At 70.4% G+C, this 16,290-nt stretch carries 15 protein-coding genes; 3 read left to right on the top strand and 12 right to left on the bottom strand.

Annotated features, from left to right (window positions below; genetic code table 11):
• Window positions 1-58: 58 nt before the first annotated feature.
• The gene (locus tag ABZW60_RS17900) at window positions 59-2,677 is read right to left on the bottom strand and encodes a CHAT domain-containing tetratricopeptide repeat protein (RefSeq protein ID WP_355478067.1); all 2,619 of its coding nucleotides are present in this window, start codon (window positions 2,675-2,677) and stop codon (window positions 59-61) included.
• 45 nt (window positions 2,678-2,722) lie between these two features.
• On the opposite strand from ABZW60_RS17900, the gene ABZW60_RS17905 reads away from it, so the two are divergent.
• Window positions 2,723-3,997: a S8 family serine peptidase gene (locus ABZW60_RS17905; protein WP_355478069.1), complete on the top strand. Its 1,275-nt coding sequence runs from the start codon at window positions 2,723-2,725 to the stop codon at window positions 3,995-3,997.
• Window positions 3,998-4,197: 200 nt separating this feature from the next.
• Here ABZW60_RS17905 and ABZW60_RS17910 read toward each other — a convergent pair whose 3' ends face one another.
• Window positions 4,198-4,512 carry a hypothetical protein gene (locus ABZW60_RS17910; protein WP_355478071.1) on the bottom strand — a complete coding sequence of 105 codons (315 nt, stop codon included), beginning with the start codon at window positions 4,510-4,512 and terminating at the stop codon, window positions 4,198-4,200.
• Window positions 4,513-4,781: 269 nt separating this feature from the next.
• On the opposite strand from ABZW60_RS17910, the gene ABZW60_RS17915 reads away from it, so the two are divergent.
• Entirely contained in the window at window positions 4,782-6,221 is a 1,440-nt protein-coding gene (locus ABZW60_RS17915; RefSeq protein WP_355478073.1) for an alkaline phosphatase PhoX, read from the top strand.
• Here ABZW60_RS17915 and ABZW60_RS17920 read toward each other — a convergent pair.
• Window positions 6,190-7,296 (bottom strand): serine hydrolase domain-containing protein, encoded by a 1,107-nt coding sequence (locus ABZW60_RS17920; RefSeq protein ID WP_355478074.1) that lies wholly within the window; start codon window positions 7,294-7,296, stop codon window positions 6,190-6,192. The genes ABZW60_RS17915 and ABZW60_RS17920 overlap by 32 nt on opposite strands.
• 71 nt (window positions 7,297-7,367) lie before the next feature.
• On the opposite strand from ABZW60_RS17920, the gene ABZW60_RS17925 reads away from it, so the two are divergent.
• Window positions 7,368-7,952, top strand: a complete 585-nt coding sequence (locus tag ABZW60_RS17925; protein WP_355478076.1) for a TetR/AcrR family transcriptional regulator — start codon at window positions 7,368-7,370, stop codon at window positions 7,950-7,952.
• Here the strand turns inward: ABZW60_RS17925 and ABZW60_RS17930 are convergent.
• Genes ABZW60_RS17930 through ABZW60_RS17970 form a run of 9 tightly spaced genes read right to left on the bottom strand, consistent with a single transcriptional unit; the run spans window position 7,918 to window position 16,282 of the window.
• Window positions 7,918-9,072, bottom strand: coding sequence for an MFS transporter (locus ABZW60_RS17930; RefSeq protein ID WP_355478078.1), 1,155 nt, complete (start codon window positions 9,070-9,072; stop codon window positions 7,918-7,920). The two genes, ABZW60_RS17925 and ABZW60_RS17930, sit on opposite strands and share 35 nt — an antisense overlap.
• Before the next feature lie 22 nt (window positions 9,073-9,094).
• A complete protein-coding gene (locus ABZW60_RS17935) occupies window positions 9,095-9,394 on the bottom strand; it encodes a metalloregulator ArsR/SmtB family transcription factor (protein WP_355478080.1) in 300 nt (99 codons plus the stop codon).
• A gap of 1 nt (window position 9,395) precedes the next feature.
• Window positions 9,396-11,045, bottom strand: a complete 1,650-nt coding sequence (gene groL / locus ABZW60_RS17940) for a chaperonin GroEL (protein ID WP_355478082.1) — start codon at window positions 11,043-11,045, stop codon at window positions 9,396-9,398.
• A gap of 19 nt (window positions 11,046-11,064) precedes the next feature.
• Window positions 11,065-12,090 carry an NAD(P)-dependent alcohol dehydrogenase gene (locus ABZW60_RS17945; RefSeq protein WP_355478084.1) on the bottom strand — a complete coding sequence of 342 codons (1,026 nt, stop codon included), beginning with the start codon at window positions 12,088-12,090 and terminating at the stop codon, window positions 11,065-11,067.
• Window positions 12,087-12,788 carry an iron-sulfur cluster assembly protein gene (locus tag ABZW60_RS17950; protein WP_355478086.1) on the bottom strand — a complete coding sequence of 234 codons (702 nt, stop codon included), beginning with the start codon at window positions 12,786-12,788 and terminating at the stop codon, window positions 12,087-12,089. The genes ABZW60_RS17945 and ABZW60_RS17950 overlap by 4 nt, the downstream gene beginning before the upstream one ends.
• Window positions 12,785-13,816, bottom strand: coding sequence for an amidohydrolase family protein (locus ABZW60_RS17955; RefSeq protein WP_355478088.1), 1,032 nt, complete (start codon window positions 13,814-13,816; stop codon window positions 12,785-12,787). The genes ABZW60_RS17950 and ABZW60_RS17955 overlap by 4 nt, the downstream gene beginning before the upstream one ends.
• A 9-nt stretch (window positions 13,817-13,825) precedes the next feature.
• Window positions 13,826-14,161, bottom strand: a complete 336-nt coding sequence (mimD, locus tag ABZW60_RS17960; RefSeq protein ID WP_355479050.1) for a propane 2-monooxygenase effector subunit MimD — start codon at window positions 14,159-14,161, stop codon at window positions 13,826-13,828.
• Between the two features lie 2 nt (window positions 14,162-14,163).
• The gene (locus ABZW60_RS17965; RefSeq protein ID WP_355478090.1) at window positions 14,164-15,261 is read right to left on the bottom strand and encodes an aromatic/alkene monooxygenase hydroxylase subunit beta; all 1,098 of its coding nucleotides are present in this window, start codon (window positions 15,259-15,261) and stop codon (window positions 14,164-14,166) included.
• 1 nt (window position 15,262) lies between these two features.
• Window positions 15,263-16,282, bottom strand: coding sequence for a 2Fe-2S iron-sulfur cluster-binding protein (locus tag ABZW60_RS17970; RefSeq protein ID WP_355478092.1), 1,020 nt, complete (start codon window positions 16,280-16,282; stop codon window positions 15,263-15,265).
• Window positions 16,283-16,290 lie beyond the last annotated feature (8 nt).

The following is a 16,290-nucleotide window of genomic DNA, read 5'->3' on the forward strand; positions in this document are numbered from 1 at the left end:
CCTTTCCTCCGGACCGCTCTCTTACTGATACAGAGCGGTTCGGACCACTGCTGATACATCACGCGCCGAGCGCGACGAACGACCGGCCGGCGGCGTCGGCGACCGGGTCACCTCCTGTCCCGTGACGCGCCGTGGTGAACGCGGCGGCCAGTGACCGGCCGGCCCGCAGGTTGTCGTGCAGCGCGAGCATCAAGGGAGCGGTCGCCGGGTCGTTCACCGGTACGACGCTCGCGAGGATGCCGGCCGCGCCCAGCGGGATCAGGCTGCTGCTCAACCCGAGCAGCTCGTCCGCGCCGACCGGTTTCGCCAGGCCGGAGTCGCAGCTCGACAGCACCATCCGGTACGGCGCCCTGCGCAGCCGCTCGAAGTCGTACACGGTCAAGGGCCCGTCGTCGAGCCGCAACGACGAGAACAGCGGACTGTCCGAGCGGAACGTGCCGTGCGCCGCGATGTGCGCGATCCAGGCGCCGTCGAGCTCGCGCAGTACGTTCTCCGCGGTGGCGTCGCCGTCGGCCAGGACCGTCGCGTCCGGGTACTCCTTGGCCAGCCGCAACACTTCGGCGCGACCTGCGGACAACCCGGGCCCGAGCACCAGCACGACCCGCCGGTCCGCGGGCGGCCGCAACTTCCGCGCCCGCAACCAGGTCGCCGCCGACGGCACCACGTTCACGGACCGATCGGCCAGCGCCGGCACCAGTCCCCAGGGCAACGCCTGCAAACGTCCCGGCGGCACCACAACCATCGGCCGATCCCCCAGCAGCTCCTGCGCACTCCCGAGAATCGCTTGCCCCAGCCGGGCGCCCAGCACCTCGAGCGACGGTCCACCCTGCGGCCGGCCATGCGGATGACCATTCGGATGGCCATGCGGACGCGTATGGGCCAGCCGCCGCAGACGGAACCTGGACCGCTCGACCTCCAGCGCGGCCGCGGCCATCGGACCGACCTCGTGCCTGCTGATCCGCCCGTCCCGCACCACCACCGCGTGCAGCACGCCACCAACCTCGACCAGCTCGACGAGGACGGTCTCCCCCAACGCCTCGACCAACTCGTCGACGTCGAACCGCGACACACCACCTGAATCCCCACCAGCAGCACGCAATGCCCGGTCGCGAACAGCCTTCTCGAGGCGTCGGCGTTCCTTGTCCAGCGAAGGATCCGGTGACGCGTCCAAGCGCCGTACGACGTCGCGCAGGGCGGCGAGTTCGCCGACCAACTGCTCGTCGTCGGGCGGCCGGACCGGTGGGACGCCGAGGGCCGTCGCGCGCCACCGCTCAGCCCAGCTCAGCAGCCGGCGCGGATCGTCGCGCCGCAACGCGTCCCGCAGCGCCAGCTCCGCCAGCTCGGCGCCCTGACCGGTCGCCAGCGCGCGCAGCTCGGTCGCCCCCATCGCCAATCGGTGCTCGTCCAGCGCGTCCAGCCCGCGGGCGCACGCCGACAACATCCCGCGCACCTCGCCCCGGGCCTCGGCGCGCAACGCCTTCCCCAACCAGGCAGCGCTCCGCGCGATCGGCGGCGCGTCCTTGCTGTGCCGTCCGGCCAGCTCCAGTTGACGATCCGCCGCCCGCGAACGCCCCGCGGCCAACGCGAGCCGTCCCGCCAGCAGATGCGCGCCCGAAGCCTCGGATGCACCCAGCGCATCCAGCCGGGCCGCCACCGCACTCACGCGGCGCAGCAGCCGCTCGCCGCGCTCACCCGACTGGTACCGAGCCTCGAGCAGCACCATCGACGAACGCACCGACCACCACTCCCGCCGCTGCGCCGAGAACAACCGCCGGGCCTGCTCCGCCCGCTCCCGCGCCGCCGCCGGATCACCGGCCGCCAACGCCGCGGTCGCCGCCGCGAACCACAGCTCGCCGCGCTTGGTCGCCGCACCACCCTCGGCCGCGATCGCGTGGTCCATCTCAGTCAGTGCCTCCGCGCTGAGACCGGCCGCCAGTAGGACGCCGCACCGATCGATCGCGAGGTCCGGCCAGACGACACCGACGGCCGCGAACCGCCGGCCGGCTTCGTCCAGATACCGCAGGGCCGCCGGCAGGTCGCCCCGCGAATACGCGACCAGTCCCCGGTTCTGCCGGGCTTCGGCGTACTCGAACTCCTGCCCCGTCGCGGCGTACAACTTCTCCGCGACCGCGAAATCCGCGTCCGCCCGTTTCGTCCCGCCCAGCGCGAGCTGGATGAATCCGCGATAGTTGCGCGACCGCGCCTCCCAGACCTGGTCGCCCGACCGCCGCAGCCGCGTGATCGCCGACCGCAGGTCGTCGAGCGCCTCACGGTGCCGCCCGAGCACCAGCAGTACGTCGGCCCGCCGCAGCAGCACCCGCCCGGTCAGGGCGCCGCGGCTGAGGTCGACAGCGCGGTCGAGGCGCGCCAGCCCCTCCCGGCTGCGGCCGGCCCGGCCGAGCGTCGCGCCCAACGTGGCAAGGACATCCGCCTCCCGCTCCGACCGCCCGGACTGCTCGGCCAGCCGCAGCGCGGTCCGCAGCTCGCGGACCGCCTTCGTCACGTCGCCGAGCTGCCGCAGACCGATGCCCCAGGCCTGATGCGCGATCGAGGCCTCGACCTGCGCCGGATCACCGGCCAGCAGCGTCCGCGCGGAAGCGATCGCGTCGTGCGGGCGCGACAAAGCGAGCGGCAGCAGATTTTCTGCTGCCTCAGCACTCCCCCCTGCCGATGGCACTCTGTAATCATATCGACCATTCATGCATCTGGGGGAAGGAAAGAAATGGCGGATCAAACGAGTGAGAGAAAATACATCTCTCAGATCGAACTGATTCTGGAGGCTTTCGGGCGCGAGGTCGCGGTCTGGCCGGAGGACTGGGAGAAACGGCCGGAGGGGGCCGACTATCTGTACCGGACCGGGGTCGTCCTGGTCCGCGACGAGGACGTCCCGCGCGTGGTCGAGCTGTTCCGCGGCGGCCGGCCCGCGGAGGGCGGGATCGGGGGCGTCACCCGGCTGCTGCTGCCGGACGAGGTGCCACCGGAGGCGCCCGAGGACCGGTCGCCGACGCAGCGGTTCCTGAAGTACGCCGACCTGCGGCTCGGCCGCGGCGTGGTCACGCCGGAGCACCTGTTCTACGTGACGCCGAGCGTCAGCCCGTGCCCGGCGACCGAGCCCGAGGAGGTGCCGCCCGGGATCCCGCCGGACCCGGTGCTGCCCACGCCGTTCCTGACCGCGGGCGCCGCGGACGGTCGCGGCGTCAAGGTCGTCGTCCTCGACGTGGGCTGGTCGGACGCGCCGGCGGCGTACTGGTTGGCCGGGGTGACCGGCGATCCGGAGAACGCGTTCGACGGCTCCGGGCGGATCCGGCCGTACGCCGGGCACGGGACCTTCATCGCCGGCGTCCTGCGGGCGATCGCGCGCAACGTGGAGGTCGTGGTGAAGAGCTACTTCACCACCGCGGGGGCGATGTGGGAGTTCGATCTCGCGCAGGCGCTGGACGAGGTGCTCGACCTGGCGCCGGACATCATCAGCCTGTCGGCCGGGACCCGGACCCGGTTCGACCTGCCGGCGCTCGGCCTGGACGTGTTCATCCGGACCCGGCTGAACCGCGTCAACGGCCTCACGCTGGTCGCCGCGGCGGGCAACGAGTCGTCCAGGGACTACTTCTGGCCGGCCGCGTTCCCGGAGGCCGTCGGCGTCGGCGCGCTCGCCGAGAACGGGCGCGACCGGGCGTCGTTCAGCAACTTCGGCGGCTGGGTCGACGTCTACGCACCGGGCGAGCACCTGGTGAACGCGTTCCTGACCGGCGACTACGAGTGCACCGAGCCGCCGAACACCGGCCAGCTGCGCTCGTTCCAGGGCATGGCCCGCTGGAGCGGTACGTCGTTCGCGACGCCGCTGGTGGCCGGCCTGATCGCCGGCCGGATGTCGGTCACCGGTGAGAACGCGAAACAGGCGGCCGACGCGCTGCTGGCGTTCGCCCTCACGCAGCCGGAGCCGGGCGTGGGTCCGGTCCTGCACGCCGGCGACGCACTCGGGTCCCTCGGCGCGCCCTGAGCCATATCCTGAGAGGCGCCTTGACAGCGCCGACGCGGTGCGGACCTCCGGCCTGACCAACCGGACCACCGCACCGCGTCAGCCTCCCCCTCTGCGCGCCCTCGTCCCGTCCTCCCCCCTGCGACGGCCCGAGGGCTTGCCCCCATTTCTGCGGAGTCACCCTCGGTGCGGGTTGATACACCCCGCATTCAGGAAAGTTTTCAACGAGCGGGCGGCTGCGGCTGCTCACAAAGGAACGGCGCCCGGTGGCCGCCGGAGTGGTAGTGGTACTGCTTGCCGCCGGCCTCCAGCACGGTCCGGTTCCCGGGCACCAGGGCCTGGGTGTAGTGCATACCCGGCTCCGGGCAGCCGAGGCTGCCGTCCGGCCAGGTCACGTCCTCCGAGCTGACCACGGTGACGTCGGCGGCCGCGACACCGAGCCGCTTCACGAGGTCGGCCTTCGCCTGGTCGGCGACACCGCGACCCGGGCTAGCGGATGCGGAACCGCTACTGCTGCTACTGCTGCTCGGGGTCATCGACGGTTGTCCTCCTGTCGGGGCTTCATTGCCACATGCAACCAGAAGCACGGCTGCCGCCACCATGCCCACCACCATGCCCACCACCCTGCCGACCACAGGGCCTGCCACGGTCGTCACACTGCGCATCACCATCACCTCCCACAGTAGACGTCCGGCCGGGACGATTCGTTGCGGATCGTTTGTTCAAGTTCTGTTTGCCGTGCGTCAGTCCACGGCGTGAAGTATCTCGACTGCTCGGGAACCGCCTTTTCCAAGGAGTCAGACCCATGTCAGTCGATCGTCGTTCCGTCCTCCGCGGCGCCGCCGCCGGTGCCGCCGGGGTCGGGTTCACCACCGTCGGGGCCGTCCCGACGCTCGCCGAGGCCGCGCCGGCCTCGCACGGCGACCGTTCGCCGTTCCCTCAGCACAAGCCGTTCCCGCCGCTGCTGGACGACCCGAAGGGCATCCTCGCGCTGCCGCCCGGCTTCCGGTACAAGATCGTCACCCAGGCCGGCGAGACCAAGCTCGCCAGCGGGCAGGCGACACCGAACGCGCACGACGGGACCGCGGTGTTCAGCACCGGGAACAAGTACCTGCTGATCCAGAACCACGAGATCAGCGCCGACAGCGCCCTCGGCGTGCCGCAGATCCCGGGCACCGTGTACGACAGCGGCGTCGGCGCTGCCGGCGGCTGCACGGTGATCAGCGTCGACCGCGACGGCACCAACCGCGGTGAGTGGGTCGGCATCTCCGGCACCCTGACCAACTGCGCCGGCGGCCCGACGCCGTGGGGCACCTGGATGACGTGCGAGGAGACCGAGAACAAGGCCAACGGCACCACCCGGCTGAAGGACCACGGCTACGTCTTCGAGGTCTGGAGCGACGGCAAGACCGCGCACCCGGTGCCGCTGAAGGCGCTCGGCCGGTACGCCCACGAGGCGCTCGCGATCGACGAGGACCGGACCCACATCTACCTGTCCGAGGACGCCTCCGGCCCGAACGGCACCTTCTACCGCTGGTCCGCGCCGCGCGGCTACAAGCTCGGCCCGAGCAGCTGGAAGGACCTGCAGAACAAGGACTTCGGCACCCTGGAGGCGCTCGCCATCCTCGGTGACGACGGCAAGCCGATCCCGGACGTCGCGTACCTGACCTCGGCGCAGCTGCTGCGCCCGTTCCGGGTCGCGTGGGTGCCGGTGCCGGACCGCGACGGCGCGACGACCTCGGTGCGCAAGCAGTTCACCGACGGCCAGATCACCCGCGGCAAGAAGTTCGAGGGCGTCTTCGGCACCGAGCAGGGCGTGTACGTCGTGAACTCGTACGCCGAGTCCGGCACCGCCGACCTGCCCGCCGACGCGGTCCCGCACGACGGCATGGTCTGGTTCTACAACTACGCCGAGCGGACCATCCAGCTGGTCACGTACTTCCCGGAGAACGCCGCCGCGAACTCGCTCACGTCGAAGTTCCAGGACCTCAACTTCGACGGTCCGGACAACGTCACCGTGACGCCGTGGGGCTCGCTGATCCTCGCCGAGGACGGCCAGGCCGCGAGCCACGTCCTGAGCGCGACGCCCGGCGGCCCGACGTACGCCATCGCCCGCAACATGCTGAACGACTCCGAGTTCACCGGCCCGACGTTCTCCGCCGACGGCAAGGTCCTCTTCGTCAACATCCAGACCCCGGGCATCACCCTGGCCATCACCGGCCCGTGGCGCGACTACCTCGACTGAGCCCCTCGAGCAACACAGCCGGGCGTTCGTCGGGGCCGATGCGCACCTGGTTCATCAAGTAGGAGAAGGCGATCTCGCGGCGCGGCCAGGCGCCGTGTCGCGAGCCGCCGGCTCCGGCGTGGCCGAAGGCGTCGGGGGCGTCGCCCATCCGGCCGTCGCCGGTCTGCAGTTCGAAGCCCGCGCCGTACCTCATCGGGCTCCCCCAGGTCGGCTCGGTCCCGCGCCGGATCTCCCGGCGCCCGAGTTCGACGGTCTCCGGGGTCAGGACGCGGGACCCTTCCACGTCGCCGACCAGCGACGCGTAGAACCGGGCCATCCCGCGGGCCGTGGCGTACCCGCCGACCGCGGCCAAGCCGGCGGTACGGTACTCGGGGCTGTTCCAGATCTTCTCCGAGCCCGGGATCCACAGCGGATTCGGCCGGTTCAGCTCGGTCCACGGCCCGTCGACGAGGACGCCGTCCGGCGCCACCATCGTCGCGGCCCGGCCGTGCAGTTCCTCGGGAAGCCCGATCCACACCTCGAGTCCGAGCGGCCGCGCGAACTCGTCCGCGAAGAACCGGCCGACGGTCCGCCCGTCCACCCGGCGCACCAGCTCGTCCAGCAACCAGCCCCACGTGACGGCGTGATACATGAACCCGGCACGGGCATCCGTCGCCGGAGGCTGCGCGGCCAGGTGTGCCGCCATCGCCTCGTGGTCGAGCAGATCGGCGTACCCGGCCTCGACCCACGGCAACCGCGCCTGGTGGGAGAGCACCTCGGCGATCGTGACCGCTTCCTTGCCCTGAGCACCGAACTCCGGCCAGTAGCGGGCGAGCGGATCGTCCAGCCGGAGCTGCCCGCGCTGCATCAGCAGCAGGACGCACGCGCTGGTGAGGCCCTTCGTGCCGGAGAACATCAGGTGCACGGTGTCGCGATCCCAGGCCCGGCCGGTGTCCGGGTCCGCCGTACCTCCCCACAGGTCGACCACGAGCTCACCCCGGTGGTACGCCGCGAACGCCGCGCCCACCTCGCCGCGCTCGGTGAAGTTCTGCCCGAAAGCCTCGGCCACGTCCTCGAAACCCGCTGCTGTCCACATGAACGATGATGGTACCGATCGTTCTTAACTTGGTCCAGCTCGGTAAGGTGGACCCCGGAGGTGGTGACGCGATGCCGGTCAAGGCTGGGGAACGGCTGGACCCGGAGGCGACGAAGGCCCGGATCCTGAAGGCGGCGGCGGACGTGTTCGGCCGGCGCGGGATCCACGCGACCGGGATCAGCGACATCGTCGAGGCGGCCGGCGCGTCCAAGCTCACCATCTACCGGAACTTCGGCTCCAAGGAGGGACTGGTCGAGGCCGTTCTCACCGACCGCACGCACCGGGTCCGCGCCTGGCACGACCAGGCCGTCGAGGCGGCGGCGCCCGGCCGGGACCGGATCCTCGCGGTGTTCGACCTGGTCGCGACGTGGTACGCCGAGGCCGGGTTCCGCGGTTGCGCCATGATGAACGCCGCCACCGAGGACCGCGGGCAGGACGGGGCGCCACGGCGGCTCGCGCAGGACCATCTCGCCTTCTACCGCGACCTGTTCGAGCGACTGTTGTCCGAGGCCGGAGCCCTGGACCCCAGGACCACGGCGCGGCAGCTGGTCGTCGTACTCGAAGGTGCGACGCTGATCAGCGCGGTGGACCAGGATCCCGGACTGGGCACGGAGGCCCGGGTCATCGTCGAGACCCTGCTGGACGCGGCATTCTGAGCAGGACGGCGACGCACACGACTCCCGCCCCGGCGGCCACCAGGAAGGCCGCGCGGAACCCGGCCCGCTCGGCGACGAGCCCGCCGAACGGACCCGCGACCAGCACCCCGAGATCCCAGAACGACGTCATCACTCCCATCGACACACCGGGACGCAGCCCGCGCACGCGATCCAAGGTCATCGACACACACGCCGGGTAGATCAGCGCCAGCCCGACCCCGGCCGACGCGACGAACACCAGCGCTCCGACAGGACTGCGAGCCAGCGCGATCCCGGCCAGCGCGACGATCTCCACCGCAACAGTCCAGGTAGCGACCACGCGCCCGCCGAATCGATCGACCAGCGGGCTGCCGGCGAACCGCACCACCAGGAAAGCTCCGGCGAACACCGCCAGCGCACTGCCGTCGACGCCGATCGCATCCGCCCGCAGTCGCAACACCAGCAGCGCGGCCACGGTGCCGTAGCAGTACGCCGCCAGCCCGATGATTGCCCCAGGCAAAGGAACGCCGGGCGGCACCAGATCCCGGACCCCGCGGATCCGGACCAGCGGTTCGACCGGGCCGGAGTCGCGACGGGTGGTCAGCACCAGCACCGCCGACGCCAGGGACAACCCGACAACCACCCACCAGACCGCACCTGCCGGGGCGCCACCGAACGCCGGCGCCATGATCGCGGACGCGATGACCGGCCCGCCCGCCAACCCACCCCACATCGACAGTCCGAACCAACCCGCCAGCCGGCCACGCTGCGCCGGTCGCACACCCGACAGCACCCACGGCAACGCGGCCGAGAACAGCGCCGCCTCCCCCGCGCCCATCACCAGCCGCGCGACCAGCAGCACCCCAAGATCCGGCGCCAGCAGTTGCCCGAAGCCACCGATCGCCGCCAGCACTCCCCCGGCCAGGACGACCGGCCGCGACCACCCCGCGTCCGCGAGCCACCCCGCGAACGGCCGTCCGCAGGCCGTCGCGAGGAACGCGATCCCGATCGCGGTCGCACTCGCCAGAGCCCCACCGCCGTACCGGTCCGGCACGTCGGCCGGCAACACCTGCAGCGCCGCCCCGAACGCGAGATACCCGCACAAGACCGCGACCCACAACCGCCGTACCGGAACCACCATGGACTGATGGTACCGATCGTTACTATCTATTGTCGACGTGGTCGAACATCTGGTCGACGAGGGTGCTGATGTGCGGGTCGTCGACCGTGTAGAAGTGCTGCCGGCCGTGGCGGCGGACCTTGATCAGGCCGGCGATGCGGAGCTTGGCGAGGTGCTGGCTGGCGGTGGCGATCGGTACGCCGGCCTGGGCCGCCAGGGTACCTACGTCGTGCTCCCCCCGGGCGGCGAGCCAGACCAGGTGCAGCCGGACGGGCGGCACCAGCAGGCTGAACGTCCGGGCCGCCGCGGCCAGCTGCGCCGCGGTCGGCTCGGAGGTGTGCATCTCAGTAGATGTTCGAGGGCCGCACCATGCCCTCGGCCAGGTCACCGAAGCCGGGAGCCAGGATCGCGCCCGGGTGCGTGAGGACCTCTTCGACCACCGCGGTCTCGGTGGTGATCAGCAGCGCCGCGATCGACGCCGCACTCTCCAGCGCCGCGCGGGTGACCTTCAGCGGGTCCATCACGCCTTCGTCGAACATGTCGTCGTAGTGCCCGGTCAGCGCGTTGAACCCGTGGCCCAGCGGCAGGCTCGCGACCTTCGCGACGACCTCGTCGCCGTCGTACCCGGCGTTGATCGCGATCCACCGCAGCGGCTCGGGCAGCGCGCGACGGACGACCTCGCGGCCGATCGCGTCGTCACCGGTGAGCTCGACCCGCGACACCGCCTCCTGCGCCTGGACGAGCGCTGTACCGCCGCCGGCCACGACGCCCTCCTCGACCGCCGCGCGGGTGGCCGCCAGCGAGTCCTCGACCCGCAGCATCCGCTCCTTGAGCTCGACGCTCGTCGCGCCGCCGACGCGGATCACCGCCACCCGCCCGGACAGCCGCGCCATCCGCAGCTGCAGGCTGTCCCGGTCGGCATCGATCCGGGCCCGCTCGAACTGGGTCTCGAGCTGCCGCAACCGCGCCTCGACCAGCGCCGGGTCACCGTGCCCGCCGACGATCGTCGTACTCGCCTCGCTGATCGTGATCCGGTCGCACGTCCCGAGGTGCTCCATCGCCACCTCGGCCAGCTCGAGCCCGGTGTCCTGGGCGATCACGTGGCCGCCGAGCGCCACCGCGAGATCCTCCAGCTCGGCGATCCGGCGGTGCCCGAACCCGGGCGCCCGGACGACCACCGACCGCATGGTGCCGTGCATGTTGCCGCCGACCAGGAACTGCAGCGCCGGGCCGGTGACGTCCTCGGCGAGCACCACCAGCGGCCGGTCGGCCCGCTTGGCCACCTCGACCGTCGGCATGATGTCCTGCACCTGGCTGATCTTCCGGTTGGTGAGCAGCACGACCGGCCGCTCGTGAACGGCCTCCATCCGCTCCTTGTCGGTGACCATGTACGCCGACGTGTAGCCGTGGTCGAACTCGATGCCGTCGACGACCTCGACCGACATCCCGAGCTCGTCGGACTCCTCGGTGGTGACGACCCCGGTGCGCCCGACCCGCTCGACGGCGGTCGCGATCACCTCGCCGATCGACTCGTCGTCACCGGCGGCCATCGTCGCGATGTGCCGCAGGTCCTGCCCGCCGCCGACCTCGGCCGCCCAGGACCGCAGCGTCGCCACCACGACCGGTACGGTCTGCTCGATGCCGCGGCGGACCCGCATCGGGTTGGCGCCCGCGTCGACGGCCCGCAGCCCTTCGCGGACCATCGCCTGGGCGAGCACCGTCGCGGTCGTCGTCCCGTCGCCGACCACGCCGTTGGTCTTCATCGCGACTTCCTTGACCAGCTGGGCGCCCATGTTCGCGAACGGTTCGCGCAGCTGGATCTCACGGGCGATCGTCACCCCGTCGTTGGTGATCGTCGGCGGCCCGGTGAGCTTCTCCAGGACCGCGTTGCGGCCCTTCGGCCCCAGCGTCACCTTCACCGCGTCGGCCAGGGCGTTCACCCCGGACTCGAGCAGCCGTCGTGCTTCCTCGTCGAACCGCAGTTCCTTGGCCATCGTCGGGCCGCCCTTCGGGTTATGGGATGAGAATCGCCCGGCCGCGGACCAGGCCGCGGTCGAGGTCGTCGATCGCCCGCTGGAAGTCGGCGAGCGGGTACTTGCTGGTGTGCAGGGTGACCTTGCCCTGCGCGGCGAGAACCATCAGCTCCTGCAGGTCGGTGTAGGAGCCGACCAGGTTGCCGACGAAGTTGATCTCGGTCGAGATGATGTCGATCGTCGGGACGTCGAGGTTCTCGCCGTAGCCGACGACGAAGTAGTTGCCGGCCCGGCGCAGCATCGCCACGCCCTCCGCGGTGGAGCCGCCCTCGCCGACGAAGTCGATCACCGCCTCGGCGCCGCGGCCGCCGGTGAGCTCCAGGACCTGCTGCACCTGGGTGCCGTCGGCAACGATTCCGTGGTCGGCGCCGATCGAGATCGCCAGCTCGACCGCGGCCGGGTTGCGGTCGACGACGACCAGCGTGGCCGCCGAGATCGCCTTCAGCACCTGGATCCCGATGTGCCCGAGACCGCCGGCCCCGATCATCAGGCAGACGTCGCCCGGGTGCAGCGCCCGCGCGGCCTTGCGCACCGCGTGGTACGCCGTCAGCCCCGCGTCCGCGAGCGCCGCGACGTCGGCGGGTTCGAGGCTGTCGTCGATCCGGACCACGCTGCGGGCGGTCGTGCGGAGGTACTCGGCGTACCCGCCGTTGGTGTCGATCCCCGGGAAGCTGCTGTTCTCGCAGTGCACGTCGTCGCCGCGCCGGCAGGCCCGGCAGAGCCCGCAGGTGATCAGCGGGTGCAGGATCACCTTGTCGCCGGGCTTCACGTTCGTCACGGCGTCGCCGGTCGCGTGCACCCAGCCGGCGTTCTCGTGCCCGATCGTGTACGGCAGCGCGACGCCGGACTTCTCGGCCCACTGTCCTTCGAGGATGTGCAGATCGGTCCGGCACACCCCCGCCCCGCCGACCCGCACGATCACGTCGAGCGGGCCCTCGATCTTCGGCTCCGGTAGGTCGCCGAGCTGGAGGTCGGTGTGATACCCGACCACTTGAACCGCTCTCATGGTGTGCTCCCATATCTCGTCGCCAGCAGTCCACGGCAGAAGTGCGCGTTGCCTTCCATCGAGATCCGCACCGACTTCGCGAACCGCAGCCTGAGCGGGACGTCCGCGGCCGCGAGTGCCGCACCGGTCTCGTCCACGACCAGCAGGCCGCCCGGGTCCGTGCCGAGCCCGACCGCGGCCCGGCGCCGGAGCAAGGCGTCCTTGTGCGCGCCTTCCGGTACGTCGGCGAGCGTGACCAGGTGCAGATCGTCCACCGTCACATCGGTGGTCCTGAGCAGGTGCTCGGCGCACCGTTCCATCGCCGCCGTGTGCGCCTTCTCCCGGAAGATCCGCCGCAGGTCCTCCAGGCTCTCCTCCGCCTCGACGCCGAAGGTGCCGACGTACCCGGCGTCCGCGGCCAGGCCGGCGTTGATCTTGTCCGAGTCGTGGTGGTCGTCCAGCTGCACCTCGACCCCGCGCAGGCCCTCGACCCGGCGCAGGGCGTCGACCGCGTCGGACGCCATCAGGTAGGCGAAGTTCGGCGAGCAGAACGACGTCGGCAACCGCAGGTGCACGGTCACGCGGCTGTTCTCGATCCGGACCGAGCGGACGAAACCGAGGTCGGTGATCGGCTCGTCCAGCTCGGGGTCCGTCACGTCCGACAGGGCCGCCAGGACCCTGTCGGACAGTGACGTCGCGGTGCCGGCGACCGCGATCATGGCCGGGCGCCCGCCGCGACCTCGACGGTCGCGTCGCCGGCTTCGGTAGGCAACCGCAGTTCAGCCGGTACGTCCAGGTCGTACAGCTTGGCCGCGTTGAGGCCGAGGATCTTCTTCTTCTGCGCCGTGGTGATCGGCGCGTACTCGGTCAGGTCCTCGGGGATCTGGAAGTCGACGAACTTCTCCACCAGCCACTTCGGCGTCCACAGCGCGTAGTCGCTGGAGAAGAAGATCTTGTCCTCGCCGATCCAGTAGAGCAGCTCCCCGATGATCTGGGCGAAGTACTTCGGCCGGGTGTGGATGAACGGCATCGCCACCGCCAGCCCGCCGTACACGTTGGACTCCTGGGTGGCGATCCAGCAGAAGTCCTCCAGCCGGGGCAGGCCGACGTGCTCGACGACGAAGTTCAGGTCGAGGTAGTCGGTCGCGACCTTGTCGATGTCGGCGACGTCGAACGCGTCCCGGTCCAGCGGCCGGATCGTGGGGCCCTTGTGGATGTGGATGTTGTGGATCCCGAGCTCGAGACACTCCTCGAGGTACCGCCGCGACCACGGGTCGTCGAGCTTGTAGCCGCGCGAGTCACCGTGCCACTCGGCGGTGTAGAGCTTGACGCCCTTCAGGTTCATCCGCTCCGCGTCCCGGCGGAGTTGCTCCAGGCCCGCTTCCCCGTTGCGCGGATCGTAGGCGTGGTTGTACGTCAGCTTGTCCGGATGCTCCTGCGCCAGTCCGAAGGCCTCCTCGGTCTGCCCGAACCCGTTCGTGTAGAACTCACCGAGGATCGCCGGCTGGAAGATCGCGTGGTCGACGTAGCCGTCGTCGAACAGGTCCTTCATCAGCCGCTGGCCGCCGTAGTACGTGTAGGTGTCGTAGTCCCACAGGACCTCTTCCGGGCTGAGGTTCTTGTGGTAGTCGTAGAAGCAGTCGATGAACTGCTTGCCGTGGATGTTCTTGTGGTTCGACGCCCGCCCGTCCCACAGGGCGATGTGCGCGTCGACCACGAAGTAGTTCTCGCCGTCCTTGCTGTACATGCGCGTCTCCTAGTGGACGGTGAGGTCGAAGCCGATGTACTCCGCGGCGTCCTCCGGGCTCGCGAACAGCAGCGTCCGCTCGTCGAGGTGGACCATCCGGCCGTAGTGCGTCGAGCTGATCTCCTCGAACACCGAGCCGTCGAACTCCGACCCGAGCGCGTCGGTCAGCTCGGCGTAGTCGAAGTCGAGGACGCCGGTGCCGTCGACCCGGATCATCGACGGGTACTCGGTCAGCTCGACGCCGTCCTTGGCGCCCATCACCCGGGCCACCACCCGGCCGATCGGCGTGTTCATCAGCGTCACACCGCACTTGTTGGAGAACTCGGTGGCGGATCCGAACTGCATGCTCACTGGTCCAGCTCCTTCGGAGTGTCGAGCCCGAGGTCGTCGAGCAGGGAACGGAACTTCTGCTTGGCCGCGTCCAGGCTGACCGCGAACGTGACGGACTTGTCGGCCGGCTGCGACCAGATCGGCTGCAGCGCGTGCGCGGCGTCGAGGCACCGCGGCACCCAGAGCGCGAGCCACTCGCCGAACAGCGCCTTGTTGGCCTCGCCGAACTCGGGGTCGCGGGTCAGCAGCCGGAACAGGCTGCGGGTGTAGCCGAGGTCGCGGTCGTAGTCGTGCTCGCCGGTACCGACGATGGTCGGCGTGATGTAGTCGCCGTTGCGGGCCGCGATCTGCATCACGAGCTCGGTCCGGAACAGCGAGCCGACCAGCTGCTCGAACACGATGTTGGTGGCGAACAGCAGCTGGCACCAGTCGCCGACGGCGGTCAGCCGCTCGACCACCTCGCGGGTCGGCTGCCACTCGGGCGCGTCCTTCCAGACCTCCTTGTGCGCGCTGCCGTCGAACGGTACGTCGGCCTCGGCGAGGTCGAGGTTGAACAGGGCCAGGTCCTGCGCGAACCGCATCTTGTGCGCGGCGTTGACCGCGACCGCGGTGTTGATCATGTTCGTCGGGCCGGACCGCTGGATGCTGGTGAAGACGTGCAGCGCCAGGCCGTTCTCGGCGTGCATCCAGGCGCCGAGGTTGCGCTCGATGAACTTCAGCCAGGCCGGGTTCCAGCTGTCGTACGCCCTGGCCCGCTTGGCGTTCTGCAGGCACAGGTCGACCTGCCGGACGACCGCGGAGTTGTTCCGGTAGATGGTCTGGTTCCACTCCTCGTTCGGGTCGAGGAAGGCGTGCCAGTTCGACGACTTCGCGGCCGTCCACTCCTTGGGGTAGCCGCCCGGGCCGTCGCCGAAGCCGTAGATCCAGCCCTGCGTCAGGTGCCGGTCCGGGTCCGGCTGGACGTCGACGGTGACGTCCTCGTACATCGTGGCGCGCAGCTTGGCCGGCTTGTAGTAGTTGTAGCTGCGGCTGGTCGAGCTGGGGAACTCCAGCGCGCCGGCCTCGGAGTCGGTGAACTCGATCCTCGGGAAACTGCGTGGCTTGGTCTGCGTCATCTCAGACTCCCTGAGTAGCTGGGCTGGTGAATTTGTCGTAGAAGACCTGGTCCTTCGGTACGCCGTGGTTGTCGAGCAGCGCGAGCGCGGCGTCGACCATCGGCGGCGGGCCGCACAGGTACGCCTCGCACTTGCCGAGCTGCGGCTCGCGGCGCTCGACCACGTCGGTGACATTGCCGGTCTCGAACGCCCCGTCGGCGGTCTCCGACAGGCAGGCCACGAACTCGAAGTCGGCCAGCGCCGCTCCCAGCTCGCGGATCGCGTCCAGGTAGAACAGGTCGGCCGCCGTCCGGGCCCCGTAGTAGAACCGGACCGGACGGGTGCTGCCGGTCGCGCCGAGGTGCCGCAGGATGGACAGGATCGGCGCCATCCCGGCACCGCCGGCGATGCAGACGACCGGCAGCACGTGGCCGTCCTTCAGCGTCGACGAGCCGTACGGTCCGGTCATCGACAGCTCGTCGCCGACCGCGAGGCCGTCGTCGAGCAGCCCGGAGAACCGGCCGCCCGGGTACTTCTTGATCAGGAACTCGATCTCGTTCGCGGGGGTGGTAGCCATCGAGAACGACCGGTGCTCGTCGGTACCGGGGATGGTGAGGTCGACGTACTGCCCGGGCTTGAAGTCGAACTCCCCGTCCGGTGTCAGCCGCAGCGACACGATGTCCCGGGTGACCGGCTCGATCGCCGCGACCGTCGTGGTCACGGTCCGGATCGGGATGCCGCCGAGCAGTTCGTCCTCGTCGAAGTTGAGCAGCTCGATCGTGCAGTCGCTGAACGCGTGCGACTTGCACAGCAGCACGTACCCCTCGGCGACCTCGGCGTCGTTGCAGGCGAACGTCGAGTACCGCTCCATCTGGATGTCACCGTCGAGCAGGTACGACTTGCAGGCGGAGCACTGCCCCTCGCGGCAGCCGTGCATCAGGTGGATGCCCTGCCGGAACGCGGCGTCGAGGATCTTCTCGTCCTCGTCGACCTCCATCTCGATCCCGACCGGCTCGAACTGGATACGGTGCTTGTCTGCCATGGTCAGTC

The sequence above is a fragment of the Kribbella sp. NPDC003557 genome (assembly GCF_040610805.1).
GTDB lineage: Bacteria > Actinomycetota > Actinomycetes > Propionibacteriales > Kribbellaceae > Kribbella.

Bases quoted from the DNA above. Each gene is read 5' to 3' on its own strand.
- mimD (WP_355479050.1), bottom strand. From the start codon at position 14,161: ATGCAGTTCGGATCCGCCACCGAGTTCTCCAACAAGTGCGGTGTGACG.
- ABZW60_RS17905 (WP_355478069.1), top strand. From the start codon at position 2,723: ATGGCGGATCAAACGAGTGAGAGAAAATACATCTCTCAGATCGAACTG.
- ABZW60_RS17930 (WP_355478078.1), bottom strand. From the start codon at position 9,072: ATGGTGGTTCCGGTACGGCGGTTGTGGGTCGCGGTCTTGTGCGGGTAT.
- ABZW60_RS17910 (WP_355478071.1), bottom strand. From the start codon at position 4,512: ATGACCCCGAGCAGCAGTAGCAGCAGTAGCGGTTCCGCATCCGCTAGC.
- groL (WP_355478082.1), bottom strand. From the start codon at position 11,045: ATGGCCAAGGAACTGCGGTTCGACGAGGAAGCACGACGGCTGCTCGAG.
- ABZW60_RS17935 (WP_355478080.1), bottom strand. From the start codon at position 9,394: ATGCACACCTCCGAGCCGACCGCGGCGCAGCTGGCCGCGGCGGCCCGG.
- ABZW60_RS17955 (WP_355478088.1), bottom strand. From the start codon at position 13,816: ATGTACAGCAAGGACGGCGAGAACTACTTCGTGGTCGACGCGCACATC.
- ABZW60_RS17950 (WP_355478086.1), bottom strand. From the start codon at position 12,788: ATGATCGCGGTCGCCGGCACCGCGACGTCACTGTCCGACAGGGTCCTG.
- ABZW60_RS17945 (WP_355478084.1), bottom strand. From the start codon at position 12,090: ATGAGAGCGGTTCAAGTGGTCGGGTATCACACCGACCTCCAGCTCGGC.
- ABZW60_RS17915 (WP_355478073.1), top strand. From the start codon at position 4,782: ATGTCAGTCGATCGTCGTTCCGTCCTCCGCGGCGCCGCCGCCGGTGCC.
- ABZW60_RS17970 (WP_355478092.1), bottom strand. From the start codon at position 16,282: ATGGCAGACAAGCACCGTATCCAGTTCGAGCCGGTCGGGATCGAGATG.
- ABZW60_RS17925 (WP_355478076.1), top strand. From the start codon at position 7,368: ATGCCGGTCAAGGCTGGGGAACGGCTGGACCCGGAGGCGACGAAGGCC.
- ABZW60_RS17920 (WP_355478074.1), bottom strand. From the start codon at position 7,296: ATGTGGACAGCAGCGGGTTTCGAGGACGTGGCCGAGGCTTTCGGGCAG.
- ABZW60_RS17965 (WP_355478090.1), bottom strand. From the start codon at position 15,261: ATGACGCAGACCAAGCCACGCAGTTTCCCGAGGATCGAGTTCACCGAC.